This is a genomic window from Cellulomonas sp. P2_B4, from assembly GCF_056404795.1.
The window spans coordinates 88,679-102,774 of record NZ_JBFUDI010000007.1; the positions used below are offsets into that span (position 1 = coordinate 88,679).

Consider the following 14,096-nt stretch of genomic DNA (forward strand, 5'->3'; position numbering starts at 1 on the left):
GTCGAGGATCGGAGCGGGCGAGTCAGCTGATCTTGCGGCGGTAGACCCGCATCGCGAAGAAGTACGCGACCAGCAGGATGCCGACGCACCAGGCCAGCGCGACCCAGATGTCGCTGTCCACCGGGTTGCCCGCGAACAGGTCCTGGAGGGCGTTGACGATCGACGTGACCGGCTGGTTCTCGGCGAAGGCGCGCACCGGGGCCGGCATGGTGTCCGTGGGGACGAACGCCGAGCTGATGAACGGCAGGAAGATCAGCGGGTAGGAGAACCCCGCGGCGCCGTCGACGGACTTGGCCGAGAGACCGGCGATGACGGCGACCCAGGTGAGGGCCAGCGTGAACAGGGCCAGGATCCCGGCGACCGCGAGCCATGCCCCCACCCCTGCCGAGGTCCGGAATCCCATCAGCAGGCCGACCAGCACGATGATCACGACGGTGATCGCGTTGGACGCCAGCGACGTCAGCACGTGCGCCCACAGAACCGACGACCGGTTGATCGGCATGGAGTGGAACCGCTCGAAGATGCCGCTCTGCAGGTCGGTGAACAGCCGCACGGCCGTGTAGGCGATGCCCGAGGCGATCGCGATCAGCAGGATGCCCGGCAGCAGGTAGTTGACGTAGTTGTCGGTGCCGGTGTCGATCGCCCCGCCGAACACGTAGACGAAGAGCACCATGATCGCGATCGGCGTGACGGCCGTCGTGATGATCGTGTCCACGCTGCGCGTGATGTGCCGCAGCGAGCGGCCGGTCAGGTCGGCGGTGTCGCCGAAGAAGTGGGTCGTGGTCATGACTGGACCTCCGTGTTCTGGGACGGGGCGGCCTTGGTGCCGACGAGGGCGAGGAAGATCTCCTCGAGGGTGGGCTGCTTCTCGACGTACTCGACCGTCGCCGGGGGCAGGAGCGCCTTGAGCTCGGCCAGGGTGCCGTTCGCGATGATCCGGCCCTCGTGCAGGATCGCGATGCGGTCCGCGAGCTGCTCGGCCTCGTCGAGGTACTGCGTGGTGAGCAGGACGGTCGTGCCGCTCGTGGCGAGCTCCGAGATGACCTTCCAGACGTCGATGCGCGCCTCGGGGTCCAGCCCTGTGGTCGGCTCGTCGAGGAACAGGACCTTCGGCTTCCCGACGAGGCTCATCGCGATGTCGAGACGACGGCGCATGCCGCCCGAGTAGGTGGCCACCCGGCGCGCCGCCGCGTCCGTGAGGTTGAAGCGGGCGAGCAGGTCGTCGGCCACCTGGCCGGGGTCCTTCAGGTGCCGCAGCTTCGCGACGAGCACCAGGTTCTCCCGGCCGGACAGGATCTCGTCGACCGCCGCGAACTGCCCGGTCAGGCTGATCGACTCCCGGACGGCCAGCGGGTCGGTCGCCACGTCGAAGCCGTTGACGCTGGCCGCGCCGGCGTCCGAGCGGAGTAGCGTGGACAGGATCTTGACCATGGTGGTCTTGCCGGCTCCGTTCGAGCCGAGCAGGGCGAAGATGCTGCCGGGTGCCACCTCGAAGTCGACGCCTCGCAGCACTTGCAGGTCGCCGTAGGACTTCTCGATGCTGGTCACCTGGATGGCAGGTGTTGTCGTGGTCATGGTGTGTGTCGTCCCTTCTGGTGGTCGCCCGGTGTCACAGGGCGCGCTGGATGTTGATGCCGCCGGCCTGGGTGCGGGCGCGGACGGCGACGGACTGCTCGTTGTGCTCGGGGGCGCGGTTGTCGTCCAGGTGGTTGCGGACGTGGCCGCTCTTGGACGAGAGGTCGAGCCAGGCGGGCACGCCGGCCCGCACGCCGATGTCGACCTGGCCGAAGCCGCTCTCGACCGCGATGGAGCCGCTGGACACCTCGTGCAGCCGGATGCTGCCGTAGGAGGTCTTCGTGGTCACGGAGCCGAGGGCTCTGGTGATCTCGAGGTCGCCGTACGCGAGCTTCGCGTCGACGTCGCCGCCCGACTCACCGACCTGGATGCTGCCGTGCGAGGCCTTGAGGATCGCGTCGCCGGCGATGGTGCCGACGCGGATCTGACCGTGGTCGGCCGTGATCTCGACGCCGCCTCCGGCTGATCCGACGGTGACGTTGCCGTGCCCGGCGCGCAGCCACAGGTCGCCGGAGGTCTCGACGTCGACGGATCCCATCGAGGCCTTGATCCGGGTGGCACCCAGGGAACCGGTCGTGCGGACGGCACCCAGCGACACCTCAGCGGTGAACCGGGACCCCGTCGGCAGCTCGATCCGCAGGTCGACCGACTCGGTCGGGCCGATCCAGCTGACGCGCGGCCGCGGTCCCTTGACGGTGACACGCTGGCCGTCGAAGTCGACCTTGGTCTCCTCGGCGCCGCGGCGGTCGACGGCCTTGGCCGGGTTGGTGGGCGAGACCGTCACGACCGTGTCGGTGCGGTCGCTCGCGACGACCACGACCTCACCGACCTGCAGGTTGATCGCGAGGTCGATCGGGCTGGGGGTGGTGTAGGTGGGCATGCTCACGCCTCCGGGTTTCGGGTGTGTTCGGCCGGCCCCGCGGGTGCGCGGGGCTTCTGCAAGCGGTAGGGGCCGGGCTCTAGCGCGCCCAGCCGGCGAAGTTGTCGCCGGTGCGCAGCGTGCGCTGCGCGGATCGTCGTTGCTTGGGCTGGAGCGCGGCGGCGACCGCGCGCACCAGCCAGGTGTTGACGGACAGGCCGTCCGCCGATGCCGCCTCGTCGACCTTCGCCTTGAGTGCGTCGGGCAGGCGGAGCGTGGTGCGCGACGTGCTCACGTCATCGAGGTCGACGTGCGCGGCCGGCTCCTCGTCGGTGTCGCTGTCGCCGCCTGGCTGGGCGACGACGAACTCGACCTCCCTGCCACGCAGCCGAAGCTCGACGGAGCCAGGCGCGAGGTCGCGGGTGATCTCCCCCGCGGCGGCCGACAGGACGTCGAGCAGCACGAGCCGCGCCGCGGCGTCCAGCCCGGCGACGAGCCGCTCGGCGACGACGCGGGTCTCCTCCGTGCCGTTCTCGGCGGACTCGACGAGCTGCCGCTGCAGGTCGTTGACGTGCTTTCCCAGGTCCATGTGCACCATCGTGACACCACTGTGGTGTCACGTCAAGCCATTGTGGTGTCAGTTCGCCGAAGAGTGGTGTCAGCCCTGGCGCCAGGGGCCCTCTGGCAGGTGGTCGGTGCCCGGCCGGACCGCGTCCATGACGCGGCGACCGATCTCCGTCAGCTGTCGGACCTGAGCGTCGGTGAGGTTGTCGAACACGAGGCGCTGCACCTCCTCGGCATGCCCGGGCGCCGCAGCGACGACCTTGTCCCAGCCGGCGGGCGTCAGGATCGCCAGCGTGCTCCGGCCGTCGTTCGGGTCGGGCTCGCGCCGCACCCAGCCGCTCCTCTCCAGGCGCGCGACGATGCGCGACAGGTGGGAGAGGTTCACGTTGGCGAAGGCGGCGACATTGCTCATCCGCGCCTGTCGCCCGGGCGCCATCGACAGTGCCGCCAGGACGCCGTACTCGACATGCGTGAGGCCCGCGTCGCGTCGCAGCTGACTGTCGAGCGCCGCCGGCAGGAAAACCGTGACGCTGGCGAGAGCGAGCCACGCGGCGGACTGCTCGTCGGAGAGCCAGCGCGGTTCCGTGTGATCCACCATGCCCCGCACATTACTTGACATGGAAAGTGACGGTGGCTGATCATCACGTGCCGCGGAAAGTAACGCGGCACCGCTACCAAGGAGTTGCACGTGACCGTCGCGTACTGGATCCTCGCTGGGCTGCTCGCCCTCCTCTACCTCTTCTCGGGCGGGAGCAAGGTCCTGCGCAGCCGCGAGCAGCTGCAGCCGATGATGAACTGGGTCGACGACATGCCGATGCCGGCGGTCCGCGCGATCGGGGTCGCCGAGCTCCTCGGCGCCGTCGGCCTGATCCTCCCGCCGCTGCTCGGCATCGCCCCGGCGCTCGCGTTCGCCGCCGCGATCGGGCTCCTCGTCCTGCAGGTCGTCGCGACCCTGTTCCACCTCTCGCGCGGCGAGAAGGACAACATCGGCCTGAACATCGGGCTCGTCGTCGTGACGGCCGCGCTCGTGTGGCTGGCGACGATCTGGCTCTGACGCCCTACTTCGACGGGCGGATGTGCCCCTCGGACGCTTGCACGACGACGACACCCTCGCCCGACAGCCCGAGCTGGTAGGCCTCTCCCGAGCCGCGACCGATCATGGCCGACGCCTTGGCGGTCTTGCGGATCGACGACGTCAGCGTGCTCGACCACAGCACCGCGGCCTGCATGTCGACGAACGTCGGCTGGTCGACCTGCAGCACGACGGGCGTGCCGTACGTGGTGACCGCGAGCGCGCCCGTGCCCGTGAATGTCGTGTTGAACAGGCCGCCGGAGAGCGCAGACGCACCCTCGACCCGGTTGATGTCCCAGGTCAGCGAGGCCTCGAACGCGAGGACGTTCTCGCCGTTGACGGTGACCGACTCGCCCTCGAGGTGCACAAGGAAGATCTCGTCGGCCTCCTGCGCCAGGAACACGTCTCCGCTGCCCGAGACCTTCATGAGCGACATGCCCTCGCCCGTGAACGTCTTCTTGAGCATGCGGCCCATGCCGCCGCTGCCCTGGTGCGCGAAGTCGACGTCGCCCTGGTAGGCGACCATCGAGCCCTGCTTGGCCAGGAAGTGCCCCTCCGTGCCGGAGAGCTGGACCTTGAGCATCCGCTCGTTCTGCAGGGCGAACGCCCCGGGCTCGGTGCTGCGCTCGGCGTAGGTGCTCAGGGTTGTCCGCATCCGTCGATCATGGCCGCTCGACGGCTCTACGACGAGTTCGCCAGCCCGATCCCCGCGACGGCGAGCTCGGTGAGGGCCGCGACCGCGGTGGGTGCGGCGACGGCCGCCGTGAGGTCCGTGAGCACGGTGACCTCGAAGCCCGCGGCCGACGCGTCCAGGGCGGTGGCACGGACGCAGTGGTCGGTCGCGAGGCCGACGACGTCGACGTGCCCGACACCTCGGGCCGACAGCGCCGTCGCCAGGTCCACCCCGTCCTCGTCGACGATCCGTCCCGTGAAGCCGGAGTAGTCCTGCCGGGACTCCCCCTTGACCACGTGGACAGTTCGCGCGGGCAGGCGGAGCTGCGGGTGGTAGTCGGCGCCCGGCGTGCCGGCGACGCAGTGCACCGGCCACGTCGTGACGTAGTCGGGTTCGAGGTCGACGGCGAAGTGGCCGTCGTTCGTGTCGGGCAGCGGGGCGTGCCAGTCGCGCGTCGCGACGACCACGTCGTACTCGTGGTCCTCGAGGAACTCGGTGATCCGCGCTGCGACGGCGGCGCCACCCGCGACGGCGAGCGACCCGCCCTCGCAGAAGTCGTTCTGGACGTCGACGACGATCAGTGCCGTACCCATGTGGTCTCCCTGCCCTTCCCTCTCCCCGAGCGTAGGGCGACCGAGCGCTTGTAGGGTCGCCAGTGACCCGTCGGGAGGAGTCCGGGGTGGAGCACGTCCAGGTGTTTGCGCTGGTCATCGTTGCCGTCGCCGTGACGGCCCTGTGCCGCCGGCGCGGGTGGCCCGCTCCCCTGGTGCTCGTCGGCACGGCGATCGTCGTCTCCCTGATCCCCGGTGTGCCGCGGTACGAGATCCGGCCCGAGCTGCTCCTCGAGTTCGTCCTGCCGCCGCTGCTCTACTCGGCGGCCCTGTCGAGCTCGTACCGGGACTTTCGGACGTCGCGGAACTCGATCATCCGCCTCGGCGTCGGCCTCGTTCTGGTCACGGCGCTCGTCGCCGCCCTCGCCTACTGGGCGCTCGACGAGTCGGCGATCCCCTTCCTCGCGGCCCTCGCGCTCGGAGCCGTCGTCGCGCCACCGGACGCTGTCGCCGCGGCCGCCGTCGGCCGGAAGCTCGGCCTGCCCCGCAGGGTGATGACCCTGCTGTCGGGCGAGAGCCTGATCAACGACGCCACGTCGCTGACCCTCTACAAGGTCGCTCTGCTCGGCGTGGCGACCGGCACCTGGGCGATCGGCGAGGGGCTCGCGATCTTCGGGTTGGCGGTCGTCGTCGGCGTGGCCGTGGGGCTGGTGCTGGGCCTCGTCGTCCACTTCGTGCGGATGCGTCTCGACGACCCTGTGGTCGCCTCGGTGATCGGTCTGCTCACGCCGTTCGCCGCCTACTGGGGCGCCGAGCAGCTGGAGGGGTCCGGCGTGCTCGCCGTCGTGACGGCCGGGCTCTACCTCGGGCACACCTCGCCGCAGGCCGGCTACGCCACGCGACTGTTCGAGGAGCCGATCTGGTCGACCGCCGACCTGCTGCTCGAGTCGTTCACGTTCGCGCTCATCGGCCTCCAGCTGCCGTGGGTGATCCGCGACGTGATCGCGTCCGACCAGGGCCTGCGGCACGCGCTCGTCCTGTCGGTCGGCGTGCTGGTGACCGTCATCCTCGTGCGCCCGGTCTACATCTTCGCGACCTCCCGGTTCGACCATCTGCGCCTGCGCGGGTCCCATCGGCCCGCGTTCGACTCGCTGTCCGCGCGCGAGTCGGCGGTGGTGTCGTGGGCCGGGATGCGCGGCGTCGTGACGCTCGCGGCCGCCGCGGCGATCCCGCTGACCTCGAACGGCGCGCCCTTCCCCGAGCGCGCGACCCTGCAGCTCGTCGCCTACTCGGTGGCCATCGGGACGCTGCTCGTCCAGGGGCTGACCCTGCCGTGGGTCATCCGCCGGCTCAAGGTCGGGTCTGCCGACGAGACCGCCAGCGACGCCGCGCAGGAGGCCTCGCTGCGCCTGGCGACCGCCGACGCCGTGCAGGGCGTGCTCGAGAAGCAACGCACCGACTGGACCAAGGCGCTCGGGCCCGAGCGTGCCGACGAGCTCATCGAGAAGCTGTCCTCAGCCTGGCGCGCCCGCGCGACGGCGGCCGCCGTCATGCTCGACCCCGCGTCGGCGGACGACATCGTGCCCGACGAGGGCCTGCGGCCCGACGAGGTCTCCGGGGTCACGAGCGCCATCCGCACCGTCAGCCCGTCCGACGTGCCGACGCCGTCCGAGGGGAAGCGGACCCAGAAGCTGCAGCGGGAGATCGTGTCCGCGCAGCGCGAGGTGCTCATGGAATGGCGCGACTCCGGGCAGCTCGACGAGGTCGTGATGCGGCGCGTGATGCGGGAGCTGGACCTCGAGGACGAGAGCCTGTCGTCGTCGTGGCTCTCGCGGGTGCGGACGTGAGGTTGTCCACAGGCTGGTTGGGTCGGCGGGGCTGTGGACGGCTCGGCGTTGGTGTTTGTGCAGGTCAGGTGCGGTTTTGGTCTTGACGGGTGCCTGTTGCTGACGTAGCATCGAACACATGTTCGAGCCGTCGGTGGGTGTGGTCGAGGTGGCGTCGCAGGTCCGCGACGCTGCCACCACCTCGCGTCCGACACCCGAACCTGCGCGACCTGGACCGCCGCAGACCGTGCGTCGGCGTTGGCCTGCGTGCGGGCCGCCGAAGCCGCCCTGGCCCAGGCACGAGCGCACCTGCTGGTCGCGGCCCGCTCCACCGGGGAGCTGGAACGCCCCGGGGACCGGTCCTTCGAGAACGCCCTGGCCCGCACCACCCGCGCCGGCTCCCTCGAGGCCACCCGGCAGGTCCGACAAGCCGACGCCCTGGTGTCCATGCCCTCGGTCGCCGCGGGCGTGCGCGACGGGCTCGTGCCCCTCGGGCACCTGGACACCCTGGCCCGGGTCGCCGCCACCGCCGCACCCGAGGTCGCCGCCCAGCTGCGCACCCCCGCGACACAGGACCGGGTCGTGCAGATGGCCCGCTCGTTGTCCGCACCCGACTTCGCGAAATCCCTGGCCCAGCGGTCGCGTCCCAGGACCCCGCCGCCCTGCAGGACGCGTTCGAGGCGCAACGACGCGAACGCTTCCTGACCCTCTCCGTCCAACCCCACGGCGCATTCCTCAAAGGCCGCCTCGACGTCCTGACCGCCCAGACCCTGCGCACCGCCCTGGACCTGATGGGACAACACCCCGACCAGCACCGCACCCCCGGCCAAGCCTCCGCCGACGCCCTGGCCCTGCTCGCCGAACACGCCTGCGCCGGTTCGGGTCCGACACCGACACCCAGCCGCGCGGCCCTCGGCGACGGCGACGCCGGGAGCGCCCTGAGCGGCGACGAACCCGCCACCCGCGGGTCCGGAACCGTGTCCCGTCCGCACCTGTCCCTGCTCGTGCCCGCCGAGACCTTCGTCGAACTCATCCACCACCAACGGGCACTCGACACAGCCACCGTGCGCGACGAACCTCTCGCCCCGCTCGCACGCGGCTCCGACCTGCCGACAAACCGCCACGACTCCACGTCCCGGGTCGCGCCGGTGATCACGCCACCCTGGTCCACCGTCGCCCCCTGGATGCCGGTGCCACCCGCGACGTTGGAGGACGGCACCCCGGTGCCCATGTCCGAGCTCGCCCGAGCCCTGTGCGACGCCGACATCACCCGCATCGTCATGTCCGCCGAAGGCCTACCCCTGGACGTCGGCCGAGCCAAACGCCTGTTCACCACCGCCATGCGCCGCGCAGCCATCGCCCGCGACCAGCACTGCATCTGGAACGGCTGCACCACACCAGCCTCACGCTGCGAGATGCACCACCTGCGCTGGTGGGACAAGCACCACGGAGCCACCTCCCTGACCAACGCCGGGCTCCTCTGCGGACACCACCACCGACTCATCCACCAGCTCGACCTCACAGTCCAACGCCTCGCCAAACCACCCGGCTGGACAGCCCGACAACACACCACCAGCCGCGACGCCGCCCACGACGACCACGACGACCACGACGACCACGACGACCACTGCACAGCGATCGACCCGACCACACCCGGCATCGGCCGCCAACCCATGCGCTACACCTTCCGCGACCCCACCGGCCATGTCGTCAGCGCACCCGATGGGTGGCCAGGCGGGGTGTGAGGGTGCGTCCACGCTGGCCTGCCTGCGGCGGCACGGGGATCGAAGGCAGGCACCCCCATGCCGCTCGGCACCAACTCGTCCCACGACTAGGGACCTTTGCCTTTATCGCGGGCACGGCCCCGCTCCGTAGCGTCGAAGTCATCAGCCACCCCGGCATCGACAAGGAGCTTCACCGTGACCGTCACGGACCGCGCCACCCGCAAGAGCACCACGACGCAAGCGCCCCCCGCGGCGCCTGCACCCGACGCGCCCGGACCTGACGCCACGCCCGCTGACGCACCCGCGCCGGCAACCGATGCCAGGACGCTCGAGTCGGCGGTCGCCGACGAGATCGACGAGCTGGTGACGCGGGCGACCGTGGCGCTCGCCGAGTACGCGCACTTCACGCAGGAGGACGTGGACCGGCTGGTGAAGAAGGGCTCCGTCGCGGCGCTCGACCAGCACGGCGCCCTCGCGCGGAAGGCGGTCACCGAGACCGGCCGCGGCGTGTTCGAGGACAAGGCCGTCAAGAACATCTTCGCCTGCGAGCACGTGACCAACTCGATCGCCGGCCTGAAGTCGGTGGGCGTCATCTCGCACGACGAGCTGACCGGCATCACGGAGATCGCCGAGCCCGTCGGCGTGGTCTGCGGCGTCACCCCGGTGACCAACCCGACATCGACCACGATCTTCAAGGCGCTGATCGCGCTGAAGACTCGCAACCCGATCATCTTCGCGTTCCACCCGAGCGCGCAGAGCTCGTCGGTGGCGGCCGCCCGCGTCGTGCGGGACGCAGCGGTCGCCGCCGGCGCCCCCGAGGACTGCATCCAGTGGGTCGAGAACCCGTCGATCGCGGCGACCACCGCGCTGATGCAGCACCCCGGCGTCGCGCTCATCCTGGCCACCGGCGGCAACGCGATGGTCCGGGCCGCCTACTCGTGCGGCAAGCCCGCGCTCGGCGTCGGAGCGGGCAACGTCCCGGCATACGTCGAGAAGTCGGCCAAGCTGAAGCGGGCGATGAACGACATCGTGCTGTCCAAGGCGTTCGACAACGGCATGGTCTGCGCGTCCGAGCAGGCAGTGATCCTGGACGACGAGATCTACGACGCCGCGATGAGCGAGCTCCAGGTCCTGCACGCCTACCTGGCGACGCCCGCCGAGAAGACGATGCTCGAGCAGCTGATCTTCGGAGTCACCGCCGAGGGCGTCAACTGCGCCGGAGCCAAGCTCAACGCCGCGGTAGTGGGCCAGTCACCGCGGTGGATCGCCGAGCAGGCCGGCTTCACGGTGCCCGACGACACGTCGATCATCCTGGCCGAGGTCGCCTCGGTCGGACCGCAGGAGCCGCTGACCCGCGAGAAGCTCGCGCCGGTCCTGGCGGTGCTGCGCGCGACGAGCACCGAGCACGGCATCACGCTCGCCGAGCAGATGGTCGAGTTCGACGGTCTGGGCCACTCGGCTGCGATCCACACCCGCGACGACGCCCTCGCCGAGGAGTTCGGCAAGCGGGTCGAGGCGGTCCGGATCATCGTCAACGCCCCGAGCTCGCTGGGCGGCATCGGCGACATCTACAACGCGTTCATCCCGTCGCTCACGCTCGGCTGCGGCTCGTACGGGCACAACTCGGTGTCCAACAACGTCTCGGCGGTGAACCTCTTGAACATCAAGCGCGTGGGTCGTCGCAACAACAACCTGCAGTGGTTCAAGGTGCCGGCCAAGACGTACTTCGAGCCGAACTCGATCCGGTACCTCGCGGACATGCCCGACGTCGAGCGCGTCACCATCGTCACCGACGCGACCATGACGACCCTGGGCTTCGTCGACAAGATCATCGACGTCCTGAACCGGCGCCCCCGCAAGGTCGCGCTGCAGATCATCGACCAGGTCGAGCCGGAGCCGTCGGTCAAGACGGTCCAGGCCGGCGCGGCGCAGATGCGTCACTTCCGTCCCGACACGATCATCGCGCTGGGCGGCGGCTCGCCCATGGACGCCGCGAAGGTGATGTGGCTGCTGTACGAGCACCCGGAGATCGAGTTCTCCGACCTGAAGCAGAAGTTCTTCGACGTCCGCAAGCGCGCGTTCAAGTTCCCGACGCTCGGTGCGCTCGCCCAGCTCGTCTGCATCCCGACGACGTCGGGCACCGGTGCCGAGGTGACGCCGTTCGCGGTGATCTCGGACCCGGACGCGGGCAAGAAGTACCCGCTGGCCGACTACGCGCTGACCCCGTCGGTCGCGATCATCGACCCGGTGCTGACCTCGCGGATGCCGAAGTCGCTGGCGGCGGACTCCGGCTTCGACGCCCTGACGCACGCGACCGAGGCCTATGTGAGCGTCTACGCCAACGACTTCACGGACGGCTTGGCCCTGCACGCGATCCGCCTGATCTTCGAGAACCTCGCGGTCTCGGTGAACGGCGACCCGCTCGCACCGGCCACGCAGGACGCCCGGGAGAAGATGCACAACGCCGGGACGATCGCGGGCATGAGCTTCGGCAACGCGTTCCTGGGGATCGTGCACGCGATGGCCCACGTGGTCGGCTCCACGCACCACCTGGTGCACGGCCGCACCAACGCCACGCTGCTGCCGCACGTCATCCGCTACAACGGCACCGTCCCCACCAAGCTGACCAGCTGGCCGAAGTACGAGCACTACGTGGCTCCCGAGCGGTTCCAGCAGATCGCCGCGATGCTCGGGCTGCCCGCAGCCACGCCGGCGCAGGGCGTCGAGTCGTACGCGCAGGCCGTGGAGCTGCTCCGCACGGCCGTCGGGATCCCGGGCTCGTTCCAGAGCCAGGGCGTCGACGAGACGTCGTTCCTCGACCAGCTCGACGACGTCGCCATGGGCGCCTACGAGGACCAGTGCGCACCGGCCAACCCGCGCATGCCGATGATCGAGGACATGAAGGACCTCATGGTCGCGGCCTACTACGGAACCTCGGTCCAGGACGCGCGCGAACGCCGTTCGCAGGACGCGGCCCGGGTCTGAGGTACCACAGGACGACCTGGACCTCGCGAGAGAGCGCCCACGGGGTCCGGGTCAGCAAGCAGCCGTGGCGGGCGGGTTTCCGGGGTGGCGCCCGTCCGCCACGGCGATAGTCTCGTGGGCTCAACGCCTGTCCCACGTGACGACGGAGGAACCCCGCATGTCCACCCGCATCTCCCGCCTCGCCGTTCCCCTCGTCGCCGGGGTGCTGACCCTCGGCCTCACGGCGTGCTCCTCGTCCGACATCGACGGCGCGGCGCAGAAGGCCAAGGACGCGGCGTCGTCGGCGAGCCAGGCGGTCGACGAGATCACCGCCAAGGTCGACGAGGCGAAGTCGGCGGCCTCGGACGCGAAGGCGAAGGTCGACGAGCTCGCTGCCGAGCTGCAGTCGCTGGACGGCGCCGGGCAGAAGGCCGTCAACGACGCGGGCACCGCGGTCACCGACGCACAGTCCGCGCTCGACGACGCGAAGGCGAACGGCACCGAGCAGGCGCAGACGGCCATCGACGACGCGAAGAAGAAGGTCGACGACGCCAAGGCCGAGGTCGAGTCGGCGAAGGCGAACGCGACGGGTTCGGCAGCCGACTCCCTCGACGCGCTCGCCGCGCAGCTGAGCACCCTCAGCGACAAGCTCGACAGCGCCGGTTCCTGACGAGCGAGCGGCCTTCGTCGCCGGACGTCACGCGGCCGTCGGTACCTCCACACCCGCGAATTCACGAGGTTCGGGCGGTTTGGTGCCCTGCGAAGGGGTGAATTAGCCACCTGTCGGCGCGGGATGTTGTACGTAAGTCGTTCCGTGCCGATCTTGATTGTATGGAAGATCGTCAGGCGCACCGCGAGCTGCGACGCCACCACGTCGAGTGGTGGATCGTGACTGCTTGGGCGTCCCTCGGGCTGGTCGTGGCAGCGGGCTTCACAGCCGCCGCCGGACTGGTGAGCTGAGCGCACACGCTCCGTGGACCCGCTGCGGCGGGTCCGCCTCGACGCACGGTCGCCGGTTCGGGTGCTGGACCTCGTACCCGCCTATCCTCACCGCATGACTGACGCTCGTTGGCAGGCCGTCGCCCGCGCCACCGGCCTGCTCGGCGCCGACGGCGTCCCGCGCGCCACCGTCTTCGCGGAGATGTCCGCCCTCGCCGCCAGCACCGGCGCGGTCAACCTCGGGCAGGGCTTCCCGGACGTCGACGGGCCGGAGTCGGTGGCCCGGGCGGCCGCGGACGCGATCCTCGACGGAGCCAACCAGTACCCGCCGGGTCCGGGCATCCCCGCGCTGCGGCAGGCGATCGCCGAGCACCAGCTGGCGAGCTACGGCCTGCGCTGGGACCCGGACACCGAGGTGCTCGTCACGGCCGGCGCCACCGAGGCCCTCGCTGCCGCGGTCCTCGCCCTGGCCGGCCCCGGCGACGAGGTGCTCACCCTCGAGCCGTTCTACGACTCCTACGCGGCCGTGATCGCCATGTCGGGCGCGACCCACACGACGGCCCCGCTGCGCGCCACGGCGGACGGCTTCCGGCTCGACCTCGACGCACTGGCGACGGCGTTCACCGACCGCACGCGGATCGTCCTGGTCAACACGCCGCACAACCCGACCGGGACGGTGCTCACCGGCACCGAGCTCGGGGCGATCGCCCGGCTCGCCCAGGTGCACGACGCGCTCGTGCTCACCGACGAGGTCTACGAGCACCTGCTGCTGCGCGACGACACTGGGGGACGACCGACGCACGTGCCCATCGCGACGCTGCCGGGCATGGCCGAGCGGACGCTGACGGTCTCGTCGGCGGGCAAGACCTTCTCGTTCACCGGCTGGAAGATCGGCTGGGTCACCGGCCCGGAGCACCTGGTCACCGCGGTCCGGACGGTCAAGCAGTTCCTCACGTACGTCTCGGGTGCGCCGTTCCAGCCCGCCATCGCGTTCGCCCTGGGCGACCCGACGGTCCGGCTCTGGGTCGACGAGCTGGCCGAGTCGTTGTCGCGTCGTCGCGACCTGCTGTGCGAGGGCCTCGTGGACGCCGGCTTCACCGTGGTGCGCCCGCAGGGGACCTACTTCGTGCTCGCCGACGCGGCGCCGCTGGGCTACGCGGACGGCACCGAGCTGTGCCGCGCCCTGCCGGGACTGGCCGGGGTCGTCGGCGTCCCCGTGAGCGCGTTCACGCACGAGGGCTCGCCGGTCGACACCGCCCTCCGCTCGTGGGTCCGGTTCACCTTCGTGAAGCGTGATGACGTGCTCGAGGACGCGGTCCGGCGGCTGCACCGCCTGCACACCTGAGCGA

General features: G+C 70.6%; 15 protein-coding genes. 8 read left to right on the plus strand and 7 right to left on the minus strand.

The genetic code is table 11. The features are described from left to right. Positions 1-22: 22 nt before the first annotated feature. The 5 genes from AC1DZC_RS13675 to AC1DZC_RS13695 all read right to left on the minus strand — a co-directional run bounded on the left by AC1DZC_RS13675 (position 23) and on the right by AC1DZC_RS13695 (position 3,596). Complete coding sequence (locus AC1DZC_RS13675; protein ID WP_477039949.1) at positions 23-787, minus strand: ABC transporter permease; 765 nt, start codon at positions 785-787, stop codon at positions 23-25. Further along, positions 784-1,575, minus strand: a complete 792-nt coding sequence (locus AC1DZC_RS13680) for an ABC transporter ATP-binding protein (RefSeq protein WP_477043653.1) — start codon at positions 1,573-1,575, stop codon at positions 784-786. Before AC1DZC_RS13680 ends, AC1DZC_RS13675 begins: the two co-directional genes overlap by 4 nt. A 34-nt stretch (positions 1,576-1,609) precedes the next feature. After that, positions 1,610-2,455, minus strand: coding sequence for a DUF4097 family beta strand repeat-containing protein (locus AC1DZC_RS13685; RefSeq protein WP_477039947.1), 846 nt, complete (start codon positions 2,453-2,455; stop codon positions 1,610-1,612). Positions 2,456-2,534: 79 nt separating this feature from the next. Further along, on the minus strand, positions 2,535-3,023 hold the full coding sequence (locus tag AC1DZC_RS13690) for a histidine kinase (protein WP_477043654.1): 489 nt from the start codon (positions 3,021-3,023) through the stop codon (positions 2,535-2,537). Positions 3,024-3,092: 69 nt separating this feature from the next. Further along, a complete protein-coding gene (locus AC1DZC_RS13695; RefSeq protein WP_477043655.1) occupies positions 3,093-3,596 on the minus strand; it encodes a MarR family winged helix-turn-helix transcriptional regulator in 504 nt (167 codons plus the stop codon). 90 nt (positions 3,597-3,686) lie between these two features. On the opposite strand from AC1DZC_RS13695, the gene AC1DZC_RS13700 reads away from it, so the two are divergent. Further along, positions 3,687-4,052, plus strand: a complete 366-nt coding sequence (locus AC1DZC_RS13700; protein WP_477039944.1) for a DoxX family protein — start codon at positions 3,687-3,689, stop codon at positions 4,050-4,052. A 4-nt stretch (positions 4,053-4,056) separates the two neighbouring features. Here AC1DZC_RS13700 and AC1DZC_RS13705 read toward each other — a convergent pair whose 3' ends face one another. Further along, positions 4,057-4,725 carry an AIM24 family protein gene (locus AC1DZC_RS13705; protein WP_477043656.1) on the minus strand — a complete coding sequence of 223 codons (669 nt, stop codon included), beginning with the start codon at positions 4,723-4,725 and terminating at the stop codon, positions 4,057-4,059. Positions 4,726-4,751: 26 nt separating this feature from the next. Next, positions 4,752-5,336, minus strand: a complete 585-nt coding sequence (locus tag AC1DZC_RS13710) for an isochorismatase family protein (RefSeq protein WP_477043657.1) — start codon at positions 5,334-5,336, stop codon at positions 4,752-4,754. Between the two features lie 86 nt (positions 5,337-5,422). Between AC1DZC_RS13710 and AC1DZC_RS13715 the strand changes: the two genes are divergently transcribed. From AC1DZC_RS13715 to AC1DZC_RS13745, 7 genes are all read left to right on the plus strand, one after another. Beyond that, positions 5,423-7,141 (plus strand): cation:proton antiporter, encoded by a 1,719-nt coding sequence (locus AC1DZC_RS13715; protein ID WP_477039941.1) that lies wholly within the window; start codon positions 5,423-5,425, stop codon positions 7,139-7,141. A 246-nt stretch (positions 7,142-7,387) separates the two neighbouring features. Beyond that, complete coding sequence (locus AC1DZC_RS13720) at positions 7,388-7,825, plus strand: hypothetical protein (RefSeq protein WP_477043658.1); 438 nt, start codon at positions 7,388-7,390, stop codon at positions 7,823-7,825. An 86-nt stretch (positions 7,826-7,911) separates the two neighbouring features. Beyond that, on the plus strand, positions 7,912-8,865 hold the full coding sequence (locus tag AC1DZC_RS13725; RefSeq protein WP_477043659.1) for an HNH endonuclease signature motif containing protein: 954 nt from the start codon (positions 7,912-7,914) through the stop codon (positions 8,863-8,865). Positions 8,866-9,039: 174 nt separating this feature from the next. Then, a complete protein-coding gene (gene adhE, locus AC1DZC_RS13730) occupies positions 9,040-11,829 on the plus strand; it encodes a bifunctional acetaldehyde-CoA/alcohol dehydrogenase (RefSeq protein WP_477043660.1) in 2,790 nt (929 codons plus the stop codon). A gap of 157 nt (positions 11,830-11,986) precedes the next feature. Beyond that, on the plus strand, positions 11,987-12,478 hold the full coding sequence (locus AC1DZC_RS13735; RefSeq protein ID WP_477039651.1) for a hypothetical protein: 492 nt from the start codon (positions 11,987-11,989) through the stop codon (positions 12,476-12,478). Positions 12,479-12,639: 161 nt separating this feature from the next. Then, entirely contained in the window at positions 12,640-12,768 is a 129-nt protein-coding gene (locus AC1DZC_RS13740) for a molybdopterin oxidoreductase (RefSeq protein WP_477039650.1), read from the plus strand. 94 nt (positions 12,769-12,862) lie between these two features. Then, complete coding sequence (locus AC1DZC_RS13745) at positions 12,863-14,092, plus strand: pyridoxal phosphate-dependent aminotransferase (RefSeq protein WP_477043661.1); 1,230 nt, start codon at positions 12,863-12,865, stop codon at positions 14,090-14,092. Positions 14,093-14,096 lie beyond the last annotated feature (4 nt).

What these genes read in the sequence shown, in the direction of transcription:
- AC1DZC_RS13735 (WP_477039651.1), top strand. Translation starts at nt 11,987, where the DNA reads ATGTCCACCCGCATCTCCCGCCTCGCCGTTCCCCTCGTCGCCGGGGTG.
- AC1DZC_RS13690 (WP_477043654.1), bottom strand. Translation starts at nt 3,023, where the DNA reads ATGGACCTGGGAAAGCACGTCAACGACCTGCAGCGGCAGCTCGTCGAG.
- AC1DZC_RS13685 (WP_477039947.1), bottom strand. Translation starts at nt 2,455, where the DNA reads ATGCCCACCTACACCACCCCCAGCCCGATCGACCTCGCGATCAACCTG.
- AC1DZC_RS13680 (WP_477043653.1), bottom strand. Translation starts at nt 1,575, where the DNA reads ATGACCACGACAACACCTGCCATCCAGGTGACCAGCATCGAGAAGTCC.
- AC1DZC_RS13695 (WP_477043655.1), bottom strand. Translation starts at nt 3,596, where the DNA reads ATGGTGGATCACACGGAACCGCGCTGGCTCTCCGACGAGCAGTCCGCC.
- AC1DZC_RS13705 (WP_477043656.1), bottom strand. Translation starts at nt 4,725, where the DNA reads ATGCGGACAACCCTGAGCACCTACGCCGAGCGCAGCACCGAGCCCGGG.
- AC1DZC_RS13675 (WP_477039949.1), bottom strand. Translation starts at nt 787, where the DNA reads ATGACCACGACCCACTTCTTCGGCGACACCGCCGACCTGACCGGCCGC.
- AC1DZC_RS13740 (WP_477039650.1), top strand. Translation starts at nt 12,640, where the DNA reads ATGGAAGATCGTCAGGCGCACCGCGAGCTGCGACGCCACCACGTCGAG.
- AC1DZC_RS13710 (WP_477043657.1), bottom strand. Translation starts at nt 5,336, where the DNA reads ATGGGTACGGCACTGATCGTCGTCGACGTCCAGAACGACTTCTGCGAG.
- AC1DZC_RS13745 (WP_477043661.1), top strand. Translation starts at nt 12,863, where the DNA reads ATGACTGACGCTCGTTGGCAGGCCGTCGCCCGCGCCACCGGCCTGCTC.
- AC1DZC_RS13725 (WP_477043659.1), top strand. Translation starts at nt 7,912, where the DNA reads ATGGGACAACACCCCGACCAGCACCGCACCCCCGGCCAAGCCTCCGCC.